Below are 13,156 nucleotides of genomic sequence, written 5' to 3'. Positions count from 1 at the left end.
CGATCCCGAAGGAGTCCACGCTCGCCTTCGTCGCCGAGTCGCCGACGGCCTTGGCCTCGACCTCCGCGGCGCCGGCGTCCCCGACGGTGCCGAGGGCGGGGTCGGTGTGGGTCGAGCCGACGTGCCCGTCGATCGCGGCCCGGGTGACGGAGGAGTCCGTCGCGAGCGGGTACATGACCGTGATGCTGATGCCGCCGAAGCCCTTGCCGCCGGCCTTGGCCGTCGAGCGGTTCACGGCGTGGGCGTAGACGAACACCTTGCCGGTGACGCCCGAGACGCTGCCGGTCGAGCCGATCACTGCCGAGGTGTCCGCGCCGGAGGTGACCTGCGCCGTCGACGCGCCGCCCGTCACGGCGGCGATGCCGGTCGCGAGGACCTTGGCCGTCGCGGTCGCGGTGTTCTGCGCGTCCGCCTCGAGGGTGAGGGACGACGCCGCGGTGAGGCTCCCGCCGTACGCGGCGGACGTGGGGGCCGAGACGTCCGCGACCGGCGAGCTCACAGCGACGCCCGCGAGGAGGCCGCCGGTGACGATGTTGGAGACGGCCGTCGCGCCGTTGTGGCTCGTGGCCTTGAACGTGACCGGGGCCCCGGAGGCCGAGATCCCGCCGGCGCCGTTGGCGACCGTGCCGCCCGTGATCTTCGAGTCGGCGGCGCCGATCGCGAGGGCGCCGAGGCCGATCGCGGTCGAGAGCGCCCGGGCGTCGGTCGTGTTCGTCGAGGTGGCCAGGACGTCGACGCTCGCCGCGCCGGTGACGGCGCCGTCGAGCGTCGCGCGGGTCTCGTTCGCCACGGTGGCGATCGCGACCATGGCCTTGAGGTCGAGCAGGCCCACCGAGATGGACTCGACGATGCCCTTGGCGAGGTTGCCCGCGCCCTGGGTCTCGGCCTTGATCGTGATGGCGCCGGTCGAGCCGAGGCTCGAGCCCGCCTCGGCGATGGCCCGGATGGAGGCGCCCGAGGTGATGCGGGCGCTCGCCCACGCGCCGCTCAGGCCGAGGAGGGCGCCCTTCTCGAGGATGACGTTAGCGTCCGCCGTGTTCGCCGCCCGGGCGCGGACCTCGATCGACAACGCGCCGGAGACGGAGCCCACGGCGCGGGCCAGGGTGTGGCCCGCGAGCTCGGCGAAGACGACCGTGATGCCGATGTCGACGCCGGCGATCGCGAAGGCCGGGGCGCGGACGGTCACGGTGTTCGTCGCCGTCGCGGTGGACGCGACGGGACCCGACGTGGTCACGGCCCCGCCGACCGTGGACTCGAGATGCCGGGCCGAGTTGGCCCGCGCCACGGTCACGCCGACCGTCACTGCGCCGAAGGTCACGTTGTACGCCCGCGAGGTCACGGCGCGCGTGCCCGTCGCCGTCGCGTGGACGCCGTGGGCGCCGACCGTCCCGACCGGCGAGGCGCTCGCCGAGGCCGTCCCGGAGAGGAACACGAAGGCCACGACGCCGCCGATCGCCGCGATGCCGCCTGCGGCGCTCACGGCGAGCGCGTTGACGGTGATGTTGTCGGTGACGCTCGCGTCGAAGCCGGTCACCGTCCCGGCGGAGCCGACGGCGACCGCGCCGGCAGTCGCGGTGTTGTCGCCCGAGACGTTGACGACGGAGACCGAGACGCCCGCGCCGACGGCGCCGATCGCGGCCGCGATCGTGTACGTCTCGAGGCTGCGCTCGGCGGTCGAGCTCACGAGGACGCCGCTGCCCCCGGCGGCCTTGCGGATCTCCGCGCCGCCGTCGACGTGGGCCCGCTGCGTCCCGGAGTCGTTGACGACGACGACCTGGCCCGAGATGCCCACGATGCCGCCCCCGCCCGCGAAGCCGATGCCGACGCTCGTCTCGTGCATGCCGGCCGCGACGACGACGTCCCCCGCCGCGGTGATGCGCGCGGCCGCCCCTATCCCGGCGTCCGTGACGGACTTGATGTTGAGGACGAGGACGGAGACGCCGATGCCCACCGCCCCGCCGGCCGCGGCGCCGGCGACGCCGAGGACGCGCAGGCGGTCCGTCGCGATGACGCGCACGTTCCCGCCCGCGGTCACGGTCGCGTTGAGCGTCGCCGTCGTGCCTCCGGTCGGCGGCATGCCGAGGGCCGTCGCCGCGGGGTTCGCGGCCGGGGCCGCGCCGGAGATCCGCGTGCCGACGCCGCCGAGGTGGCCCGCGAGACGGCTGTTGGTCTTGAGCTCGGCACCGGAGATCTCGCGCCAGTTCGTTGGGTCGGCGGTGGGGTCGGTCGCGCTCGGGCCCACGGCGTTCTTTGCGGCGAAGGTCCGGCCGCCGAAGGTGACGCGGTCGCCCTCGTCGTAGGAGGCCGCGGCGCTCCACGCGGCGACGGGGCCGGAGGACGCCGTCGTGCCCGTGAGCGTGCTGTCCCGGTAGCCGCCGCTGCCGCCCTGGGCGGCCTCGCCGCCGGCGGTCGCGGAGCCGAGGACGCCGCCCTTCTTCCAGTGCGTGCTGTTGCCGTCGCTGTCGTAGGCCTGGCCCACGGGGTCGACGCCCCCGAGGCCGTCGGTGCGCGCCGTGTAGTAGTTACCGTCCGAGCCCTTGACCTCGTCGCCCTTGTTGTAGACGGCGCTGGCGCTGTAGTCGCCGCGGCCGAGGGCGCTCGTCTCGCCGAGCCACTGAGCGGGGTTCGCCTCGGGGTTCGTGCCCACGGCAGGGTTGTCCACCTTGGCGGAGTAGCGCTTGCCGTTGTGGGTCACGACATCGCCCTGCCGGTACGTCGTGCCGGCGTCCCACGCGCCGCGGTCGTCGCCGCCGTCGGCCGCGTGGTAGGCGCCGGTCGGCGTCGTGCCCACGGTCCAGACCGAGACCGCCGCGGCGACGCCGACGAACCCGCCCGCCGCGCTGACCGCGAAGGTGCTCACGTCCTTGGTCGAGACCGCGTAGACCTGGACGTCGCCGCCGACCGTCACGACGAGCCCGCCGCCGAGGGCGGCCTGCACCGAGGTGTTCGCGACGCCGATGTCCACGCCGCCCGCGACGCCGACGAAGCCGCCGGCGATGCCGCCCGCGATGGTCAGCGAGGTGAAGCGGTCCGTCGAGGAGACGTTGAGGCCCGCGCCGTCGAGCGTCCCGCCGCCGCCCACGAAGGCCTTGACGTCCACGGTCAGGAGCGTGACCTGGACGCCGCCTGCGACGCCGACGAAGCCGCCGCCGATCGAGGGGGCGAGGCCGAAGACGCTCTCGGAGGAGCCGGCGCGGACGACGGTGCCGGAGAAGGTCTGGCGGCCGAAGCCCGTGGGATCCCCCGTGCTCACTGTGCCGTCGGACACCCCGGCGACGCCCGCGCCCTGGCCCAGAGCGGTCACCGCGCCGTCGCCTCCGAGGTACGCCCGGACCTCCTTGTCGAGGACGAGGACGCCCACGGCTGCCCCGACGCCGACGAGGCCGCCGGCCATCGCGATCGTGAGGAGGACCGCCTTCGTCTCGTCGGTCGCGGAGACGACGACGTTGTTGTCCGCCCGGAGGGTCGCGCCGGCGCCGAGGCACTCGTACGCGTCAGCCCCTGTCGGCGTGCCGGTGCACGCGAAGGTGTGGACGGTGAGGACGGTGACACCGACGGTGCCGGCGACGCCGACCGTGCCGCCGCCCGCGCCGGCCGCGACCGAGACGACCGTGTCCTTGCCCTGGGCGAGGACCTCGATGGTCCCGCGGGCCCGGACCGTCGAGCCGGTCGCGATGTAGGCGTAGGTGTCGATGTCAGCGACCCGGACCGCGACGGGGACGGCGACGCCGGCGGTGCCGCCGATTGCGAGGGCCGCGGCGATGCCGAGCTCGTAGTAGACGTTCGCCGCGGCGACGCGCACGCCCTGGGCGGCGTCGGCCCCGGCGACCGTGCTCGCGCACGTCACGCCGCAGTTGACCTTCGCGTTCGCGCCGATGTGCGCCGAGGTGTTGACCGTGTTGACGGCGACGGAGCCGGTGATGGCGACGCCGGCCGTGCCGCCGATCGCGAAGCCGATGCCGTAGGCCCCGATGTCGTCGACGTTGTTGGCAGTGACGGCGACGCCACGGAAGCCGGCTTGGGTTCCCGAGGTGATCTCACGGGGGCCGAAGGCGCTCGGGTCGCCCGAGGGGGCCGTGCCGGTCGGGGTGAGGCTGTGCGCCCGGCCGAGTTGGGCGAGGCTCAGGCCCGTGATGTCGAGGTCGACGATCTGCGAGCCGGCCTCGGTGCTCTTCTTGGTGCGGAGCTTGAAGGTCGTGCCCGAGAGGTCGGAGATAAAGTAAGTGCCGCCGTCGACGAGGCCCCCGATCGGCGTCCCGCCGCCGGCCGTGTAGACCACGGCGTCGTCGTTGGCGATGGTTCCGAGGTCGTGCGTGATCGTGTCGGCGCCCGAGTTGACGGCCGTGGCGGGGTTGAAGCGCGGTGTCGAGTCGGCGGTGACGTTGGCCTCGTCGGCCCGGTAGAAGCGCTGGTTGACGCTCGTGCCGGTGCCCGTGATGTCGACGGGTGCGCCGCCCCTGGTGAGCGAGACCTGGAACGTGTTCGCCGTCGCGCCCACGATGTAGTACGCCTGCGTGCGGTGGGTGAGGCCCGGCGTCGTGCAGGCGGGGACGTTGGCGCAGCCGGCGTCGAAGTAGACGACGTCGCCGTTGGCGAAGCCGTGGTTCGCGAGCGTGATCGTGTCCGTGCCCGTGTTGACGTCCGCGGGGGCGAACCGCATGTCCTTGGTCGTGACGGTCGTGCCGCCGGTGGCGACGGTGAGCGGCGAGCCGCCCTTGGCCGCGACCGTGGCCCAGGCGCCGATCCAGGCGTGGGTCTCCTTGGTCGTGACCGGGACGGCGACCGAGGCGCCCACGCCCGCCGTGCCGCCGGCAGAGATGTTGCCGCCGATCACGTCAAGGTCGAGGGTCTCGCCCGCGGCGACGCGCACGCTGCCGTCGACGGCGACGTTCGCGGCGTCGAGCGCGCCCGTCCCGTCGGCGATGAACGCCTTCGTCGTGATGGTCAGGGCCGAGACGGCCGCGTTGACGTTGACCGCGGCGGTGCCCGCGAAGCCGCCGCCCACGGAGATCGAGGTGATGTCCTCGCTCGAGACTGCGTCGACCGTGAGGCTGCCGCTGCCGACGACGTCGGCCGTCTTCGCGAGCCAGGCCTGCGTGTCCTTCGTGATCACCTCGACGTCGACGCCAGCGCCGACGCCGGCCGTGCCGCCGATGGTGAGCTGCCCCGCGAGGGAGAGGATCGCCGTCGTGTCCTGGGCGAGGACGGCGACGTGGGTCGTGGGGGCGCTCGTCGCGCCGTCGAGATGGGCCTTGGTCGAGTGGTCGATGACGTCGACGACGACCGAGCCGGCCACGCCGGCCGTGTTGCCGCCCGCGCCGGCGACGGCGATGAGCGTGAAGTCCGCGGACTGGACCGCGGAGACGGTCAGGCCCGCCCCGCCGGCCTGGAGGTCGGCGCCCGCGAGCACGCGGGCCTCCACGTCCGAGCCGCGCACGTTGACCACGGCGGCGGCGCCGACGCCGGCCGATCCGCCGCCGATCGAGAGGTTGCCGGAGGAGAAGGCGCCGGTCGCGGTGCGCGAGGCGGTGACGTTCACGGCGCCGAGGGCGTGCACATCGCTGTCGCCGATGCCCGCGAGGACCATGGGCGAGGAGCCGCCCTGGTTCACGACGACGACGAGCACCGAGCCCGAGACGCCTGCCGAGTTGGCCGAGATGGCGCCGGCGACGGCGAGGGCGAACCAGTCCTCCGCCGCCGCGGCGGCCACGGTCACGGCGCCGCCCGCGCGGACCAGCGCCCAGTCGCCGATCCACGCGCGGACGTTCGAGTTCACGATCGCGACGACGACCGTGAGGCCGATCCCGGCCGAGTCCTTGCTCGCCGCCAGGGCGCCGCCGACGTCCACGAGCCGCAGGGCGTCCGTGGCCCGGACCGTGAGGGTCTGGCCGGCGCCGCCGATCGCTCCCTCCTGGTTCACGAGCGCGCCGTCGGCGATCCAGGCCCGCGTGTCGAGGCTCAGGATCTCGACGATGAAGCCGCCCGTGACGGCCGCGCCGCCCGAGCTGGCCCCGCCTGCGATCGCGACGGACGAGAGCTTGAGCCAGTCGACCTTGCCCGCGAGCGGCGCGGGGAGGTCCGGGACGAGCGGGTTGACGCTCGTGCGGGCTGTCACGGAGGTGGCGCCCGAGGCGTCCGTGCGGGTCTGGGTCACGGCGGTCGAGTCGATCCACGCCGTCGTGTCCACCTCGAGCCAGTTGACCGAGAAGGCCGCGCCGACGGCGGTGCCGCTGTTGGTGGACAGAGCGCCGACGATGGCGGGGTTCTGGAACCGGATTGGGGCGTACGCGCCGACCGTGATGCCGCCGGCCGGGGCGTCGAGCTCGGCGCCCGCGCCGACCCAGGCGTTCGAGGAGATCAGGAGGATCTGGACGGCCGCGCTCCCGGCCACCGAGGTGCTCTTGCCGCCCGCTGCCGAGAACGACCAGACGACGAAGTCGTTGTAGCTCGGGTCGGCGACGTCGGCGTTGAAGGGGTCGTCGTCGGCGTCCGGCGTCGGGACGGTGGCCTGGACGGTGATGCCGGTCTGGCCCGTGACGTGGGCGCCGGCGCCGATGCTGGCCTGGTTCGTGAGGTCCTGGACGTTGAGGCCGATCGTCGCGGCGACGCGCGTGCCGTCCTTCTGCAGGTCGATCGACGAGCCGAGGGCGAGGGCGTTGGCGCTCGCGAGGAGCGTCGAGCGGACGGTGACAGCGCCCGCCGTCGCCGTGACGGTGCGGTTCGCGGCGATCCGCGCCGCCGAAGTCGCGACGACCCAGTTGACGGCCAGCGCCGCGGCGACGCCCGTGCTCGAGCCCGAGGCCCCGGACTCGCTGCTCTGCTGCGAGTTCGCGCCGCTCGCGCCGTTGGAGCCGTTCGTCCCGCCGCTCGAGCTCGGCATCGACGAGGTCGAGGACTGCGTGCCGGACGTGTTCGGGTTCGAGCCGTTGACCTGGCCGTTGGCCTTCGAGTCGCCGCTCGAGTCGCCCTCGTCGGAGCCCTTCGCGCTCGCCACGGACTTCGCCTCGGTCGTGATGGCGGAGACCGCGAGGACGTCCACCGCGGTGCCCTGGGTGTTGCGGGCGATCTCGGCGAGCGTGTCCCAGCCGACCACGGCGTTGATCGCGAGGTCGATGCCGACGGCGGTGGACTTCCCCGCGGCCTCAGCGTTGCCCTCGGTGACGATGCGGCTCGCGTGGGCGGCACGGACGGTGACGGCGCCGGTGCCGGAGTACCCGGTGCCCCCGAGGCCTGCGGCGCCGAGGCGAGCCGTGACGGCGTCGTCCACGCTGACGACCATCGCGAGGACCGGGGTCACGCCGGTCTTGCCCTCGGATCCGCCCTCGGCCTCGGTGAGCATCTCGCGGAAGCCGACGGCGAGGACGGCGAGCGAGGTGCCGCCCGTGAGCACGGCCGTGTCCTCGGCCTCGGCCCTGACCGTATTTGTCGGGGCGGAGCCCCCGACAATCTGCATGGCGACGGAGGCCCCGACGCCCGTCGCCGAGCCGACCTCGGCCCTCGCGGTCGCCGTCGCCCGGTCCAGCTCGTTGGCCTTCGCCGAGATCTCGACGGCGGCGCCCGTGAGGGTCGCGGAGGAACCGGCCCCGAGCACAGCCCGGGTGGTGTTGCTCAGGATGTTAAGGGCGAGGGCGCCAGCGATCCCGACGCTCGTGGACTTGGACGCGCCGGCCCGGGCGGTGGCCGTGACCTCGTGCTCCCAGAGCCGGAACATCTGGTCTGCCGTGGGGCTCGTGGGCAGGGCGTCGCCGTCGGCCAGCGTGGCCGCGGCGAATTTGAACTCCCACGTGTGGTCGTCCTTGCGCTGGTAGAAGCCGGCCGCATTGGCCCCGTCCGCCTCGGTGAGGTGGAACCAGGACTTCTCCTCGATCGTGTCCCGCGGGAGCTCGACCTTCTCCTTGACCGCGTGGCGCGTGACGAAGACCCAGTTCCCGGCCTCGCGCTTCCAGATGCTGCCGGCCGGCTTGCCGTCCTTCGCGGCGGCGAGCCAGTAGTGGTCGCCGTCGGAGGCCGAGCCCGGCAGGGCCGCTACGGGCTTGGTCTTGTCGGCCTGGGCAAGCGAGACGTCGGTCGTGAGGTTCCAGGCCGTCCCGTCGAACGTGTAGAGGCCGTCGTTGCCGTCGTCGGTGCCATCGCCGTCGGAGTCGCCGCCGTTCGTCGTGACGAAGGTGGCGTCGTTCTTGCTCGGGCCGGGCAGCTGCTTGCCCTCCTCGACGATCTGCCATTCCTTGGCCTCGTCGTCCCACCGGCGGATGACGTCGTTGCCGTCGCCGCCGCGTAGCCCCGCGGAGAGGACGAGCCCGGCGCCCGTGATCGTCGCGGTGCCCGTGAGGGCCTCGTTGACGATGGTCACGCGGTTGACGGCGACCCCGGCCCCGACGCCGACCGAGCCGTCGGTCGCGGAGTCGCCCTTGGCCTCGGCCTTCACGTCGGTGTTGGCGAGGCTCTTGACGGTCACGACGCCGCCGGAGGAGAACGTGGCGCCGTTCCCGAGCCAGGCACGGACCGTGCTCGTGACGAGGTTGATCGCGATGGCGCCGGCGATCGAGACCGAGTTGCCGCCGTCGTCGTTCGTCGCGGCCTTCGGGGTGGACGACTCGCTCGTCGAGCCGCCATTCGCGTTGCGGGAGGCGTTGGCCTTGGCGAGGTTGGCGTCGGCCTTCTCATTGACGTCCTTGCCACCGCCGTCAGAGCCCTCGGACGGGTCGGCGCCCTTCGTTGCGGCCTCGGCGAGGGTCGTGGCGGAGACGCTCTGGGTCGCCGTGAAGGCGACGGCGCCGGTGGCGGTGATGCTGCGCGCGCTGCCCGAGTCGGCGACGACGTTGTCGAGGACTGCGAGGGCGAGCGAGACGCCGATGCCCGCGGTGCTGCCTGCCTGGGTCGAGCCCTTCGCGGTCGTGCTCGCGGTGACGGTCTGGGTGGCCGCGGCGGTGACGCTCGCGGCGATGAGGGGCGCCGTGCTCGCGCCGAGGGAGGCGCTGGCGGTGAGGGTCGCGAGGGTGATCGCGACGGCGGGGACGATCGTGACGCTTCCGGACTTTCCGCCGGCCTCCGCCTCCGTGGTCAGCGTCGCGACCTGGGTGGCGGTGATGCTCAGTGCGCCGGCGTCGGTGAGCGGGGGCCCGCGGGTCGGGTCGAGGACCTGGTCGATGCCCGCGTAGACGCGCGAGGTGATGAGGTTGAGCCCGAAGGCGGCGCCGATGCCCGCCGTGCCGGTGCCGGACTGGCTCGCCTTGCCCGAGGCCTTGTGGGTCGCGGCCGAGGCAGCGGTGAGGGCGACGGCGCCGGAGCCGAGGATCGCGATCCCGGGCACGGGCTGCGGCGCGGGGCCGGGCGTCTGGTCGCCGTGGATGACGGCGAGGGTCGTCTCGTCGACGAGGTTGAGGGCGAACGCGCCGGCGATCCCCAGCGTGCCGCTGCCGTCGGTCGCGCCAGCCTTCGCGGTGGCCTCGAACGCATGGATGGTGTCCGCCGCGACGGGCTTGACGGTCGCGCTGAGCGTGAGGCCGCCCGCGGTGACGGATGCGCCGACGCCGATGCTCGCCTCGTTCACGAGCGTGATCCGGTTGACGGCCAGGCCAGCACCGATGCCGGCGCTCGTCGCACCCGTCGAGGTGCCGTCGGCGACGGCCTTCGCGTCGGTGTTGTTCGTGGTCGTGAACGAGACGGGGCCGGTCGCCTTGAGCGCCGCCGCCGGGGCCAGGAGCGCCGTCGTGACGCTCGTGACGAGGTTGAAGGCGATCGCGGCGGCGACGGTGACGGCGGTGCCGTCCTCGTTCTGCGCCGCCGGGGTGCTCGAGTCCCCCGAGCCGCCGCTCGAGCGCGAGGACGCGTTCGCGAGGTGGCCGTCGGACTTCTGGTTCGCGGTCTTGCCCGTGCCGTCGCCGCTCTCGTCCGGCGCGCCGGCCGCGGAGGCCGTCGCGGTCGTCGCCGTCGCGGAGACTCCGTGTGCGGCCATCGCGACGGCGCCCGTGACGTCGGCGTCGCGGTAGAGGGACGCGTCGACCTCGTGCGTGGCCGAGGTGAGCGCGAAGGAGACGGTTGCCCCGAGGCTCGCGCCAGCGCCGGCGGTCGTGGCGCCCGTCGCGGTCGTCGTGGCCTTGGCCGTCTGGTCCGCCGTCGCCGTGAGGGCGCCCGCGGTCGTGAGCTCCGGGCCCGCCAGGATCGAGGCGACCGTGCGCACGTTGTGGATCGCGATGCTCGCGACGCCCGTGAGCGAGGCGGAGGAGCCGCCGCCGGCACCGCCCTGGGTCTCGGTCGTCGTCTCGTCCGTGCCGGTCGCGGTGAGCGTGAGGTTCCTGATGCCCGTCACGGCAGCGGCGGCCGCAAGGCCCGCCCGGACGGTGGCGTTGACGATGCTCAGGGCGACGGACGCGCCGACGCCGACCGAGCCGCCGTCCTGCTTCGCGCTCGCCTTGGTGTGGTTCTTCTGGGCGCCGCGGGCGGTGAGCGTCACGTCGGCGGCATTGAGCGCCGTGCCCGCGCCGCGGAGCTCGGCCGCCGTGTACGCCGTGAGGAGGTTGACGGCGAGCGAGCCGGCAATCGAGGCACTGCCGCTGTTCTTCTTGCCCGACACGGCCGTCGCGGTGAACGACGAGTCCCCGGCGGCGGGCCCGGCGGCCTCGACCGTGAGGCCCGAGGTCTCGAGCCCGGTGCCGGCGCCGACGAACGCCTCCGTGAGGAGGTCGATGATGTTCACGGCCACGCCGATCGCGAGGCCGAAGCCCGTCGAGCCGCCGCTGCCGTCGGCCGTGCCGGCGTCCGCCGACGTCGTGACCGTGTTCTTCGCGGTGGACTTGACCGACTGCGCGCCCGGGGTGTGGACCTTGGCACCGGCGATGAACGCCTTCGTGTCCGTCGTCAGGGCGGAGACGGACAGGGCGCCCGCGACCCCGATCGCGCCGTCGGACGTCGACGACTGGCCGTTCGCCCGGTCGGAGCTGTTGGCGTCCTTGTTGTTCTGGGTCGCGCCGCCCTTGCCGGCGTTCGAGCTGGCCGTCAGGGTGGCCTCCTGCTCGGCGAGCACGGCCAGGGTCGCGGCGGTGGTCGGCGTGGTGCTCGCCGAGTCGATCGAGGCGCGTGTTGTCTGGTCGAGGTGGACGACGGCGATGCCCGCGCCCGCCGCCGCGTCCTTCGCGTCGGCGACGCCGTTGAGGGTCGCGGCGTTCTTGGCCAGGACCTCGAGGGCGCCGATGACCGCGAGCCGGGCCGTGCCGGTCACGGCGCTGATCGCGGTCGCCGTCACGGTGAGGAGGGCGACGGCGGCATCGAAGCTCGCGCTGCCGTCGGAGCCCGCGGTGCCCTCGTCCTTCGCGGCGTCCGAGCCGGGGGTCGCTCCGGCGTCGACCGTCGAGGTCGAGGTGATCGTGGCCTTCCCGCCCGCGGTGACGACGGCCGAGCCGCCGACCGTGACGGTGGCGTCCGAGGCGATGATGGCGGCGTCGCCGTACTTCTTCGAGAGGGTCACGGGGCCGACGGTCGAGGCGGCTGACAGGAGCGCGTCGCCCGTCATCGCCGTCAGCTGCGAGGAGCCGAGGACCGAGACGGCGGCCTTCGAGTCGACGACGACCGCGTAGGCCGTCGCGTGCGACGCGTCTGGCGTAACGGCCGCGGTGGCCGTGAGCGAGATCGTGTCCGCCGTGATGGTCGCGCCGTCGACCGTGACCGAGGCGTCCGCGCAGTGGGTCGCGAGCGCCAGGACGCAGCCGAGGCTCGGCCCGCCCGTCGCGGAGGCCGCGGCGGTCAGCTCAACCCCGGCGGCGGTGACGGCCGCACCGGACGCGACGGTGATCTTCTCGACGTTGATGACGAGCTTCGCGCCGAGGAGCGCGATCGCGCCCGTGAGCGTGATCGTGTCAGCGCCGTCGCCGCCGTTGATCGTGAGCGTGGCGCTCGGGGCGGTGAAGTCCGTCTGCTCGAAGGTGCCGTTGAGACTGCGCAGCCGCAGGCCGCCGACGATCTCCTCGAGCACGGCCTCGTCGTCGCTGCCGCTGAGGGTGAAGAGGATGTCCGTGGCTGTGCCGGCGTTCGTGATCGGCTCGATGTTCGCGTAGACCACCGTCGTGGCGCCAAGATGCAGGGTGCCGGAGCTGCCGTTGACCGGGAGGGAGCGGATGCTCCCGCCGCCGACCGTGACGAGCGTGTCGAAGCCCGCGGCCCCGTCGAAGGAGACCGTGATGGCCGCGTCGGCGCCGCTGCGGTCGAGCGTGAAGACGTCGTCCCCGGCCGAGCCCCGGACCTCGATGGCCGTGAGGCCCGCGAGCGCGCGGGTCGTGTAGCCGGTCGCGTCCGAACCGAAGCTCACGGTGCCGTCCGCATGGAAGGCGAGCGTCGCCGTCGTCCCCGCCATGGCGAGCTGCCACACGGTCGACACCGCCGCCCCCGCCGCGCCCGCTGAGATGGGGTCCTGGGACGCCGGCCCGGCGGCGGGCTCGGGCACGACGGCGGGCGCCGGCTCCACCGGCTCGGGCACGACGGCGGGCGCCGGCTCAGCGACCGGCGCCGGCTCGGCAACCGGTGCGGGCTCGGCGACCGGCTCAAGGACCGGCTGGGGCTCGACGATGGGCTCGACCGGCTGGACGGGCTGGACCGGCTCGACGGCGGCAACGGGCTCCGGCGCTGGAGCCGGAGCCGGGCTGAGGACCGAGGCGTACCGCCGCTCGCCGGGGTAGAGCACCCGGCTCATGAGGTCGCTCCCGCCCTCGAGGTCCGGCAGGCCGAGGACGTGGCCGAGTTCGTGGGCCACGACGGTCAGCAGGTCCATCCGGTTCGGGTCGGTGCCGCCAACGCTCCAGCCCCAGCCCGCTGCCGTGGCGTCCACGGTGATGGTCGTGCCGGAGGTGACGGCGAGGGCCGTGCCCGGAAGGTCCGCGAGCACGAAAACGGCGGCATCCACATTCTGGCCTGGCCAGAGTGCGGCTGCCGCCGGGAGGACCGCGAAGAGGTCGCCGTACCCGATCGCGGTGCCATCGGGCACCGCCGGGAGTGACGCCGCGTCCTGATGCTCTCCCACGGGGTCCAGCTGCGGATACCCCAGGGTGGCTGCGCCTGCGGCGTCTGCCGCGGTGGACCCGGGGGCCGTGACCGTGAGGACCATGCACAACGACGCGAGGACGGCGATGAGCCGCCTCAGCGTTCGTCGAAGCACAGTCCAGAGCAC

1 protein-coding gene (cut by a window edge) is annotated in these 13,156 nt (G+C 73.9%); it reads right to left on the bottom strand.

Annotated features, from left to right (window positions below):
• Positions 1-13,156, bottom strand: partial view of a carbohydrate-binding protein gene (locus ACUYMY_RS01865; RefSeq protein WP_481701946.1) — the start only. The gene continues 15,830 nt to the left of window position 1, outside the view; only the first 13,156 of its 28,986 coding nucleotides appear in the window; its start codon is at positions 13,154-13,156; its stop codon lies off the left edge, out of view.

This window comes from Sinomonas sp. T428B (assembly GCF_056780155.1).
Note: the sequence above shows the minus strand (reverse complement) of the source record. Positions and strands in the feature narration are given on the sequence as shown.